At 53.0% G+C, this 585-nt stretch carries 1 protein-coding gene; it reads right to left on the bottom strand.

Translation table 11 applies throughout. The features are described from left to right. On the bottom strand, positions 1 to 585 hold a 585-nt coding region (locus QZL69_RS10895; RefSeq protein WP_291519429.1), incomplete at both ends, for an iron-containing alcohol dehydrogenase.

The raw sequence follows: 585 nt of genomic DNA, 5'->3' as shown, positions 1-585 counted from the left end.
GGTCTTTTCGAAATCAAGACCGCACGGGATATCGAATACGTTGGTCGCAAACTGTGCGAAACGCTCCGGATTTACATCGTATACATATCTTGCCCAGCTTCCCCAGATCGCTGCAAGACCGGCACCGTGAGTGACATCATAGAGTCCGCCAAGCTCGTGCTCAAGCTGGTGACATGCCCAGTCGCCACCGCCGGTTCCACATCCGGTCAGACCATTGTGAGAGAGGCTTCCTGCCCACATGATCTCTGCGCGGGCCGTGTAGTTGTCAGGTTCCCTCATAAGAATACGTGCGTTGTAGATGACAGTCTGCATCAGAGATTCACTGATGCTGTCTGTGATCTCCATAGTCTCGATATTGACGAAATAACGCTCCATGGTGTGCATGAGGATATCCACACAGCCGCTCTCCGTCTGATACTGCGGAAGGCTGTAGGTAAGCTTCGGGTTCATCAGGGCAAATTTCGGACGGCAGAGATCGCATTTGGCAGCACCTCGTTTCAGCCAGCCATCCTCATTGGTGATGACAGAGGAATTGCTCATCTCACTTCCGGAAGCTGCAATGGTAGGGATGACGCCGATCGGAAG

The organism is Blautia sp. CAG:237, assembly GCF_000436615.1.
Taxonomy (GTDB): domain Bacteria; phylum Bacillota; class Clostridia; order Lachnospirales; family Lachnospiraceae; genus Blautia_A; species Blautia_A intestinihominis.
Note: the sequence above shows the minus strand (reverse complement) of the source record. Positions and strands in the feature narration are given on the sequence as shown.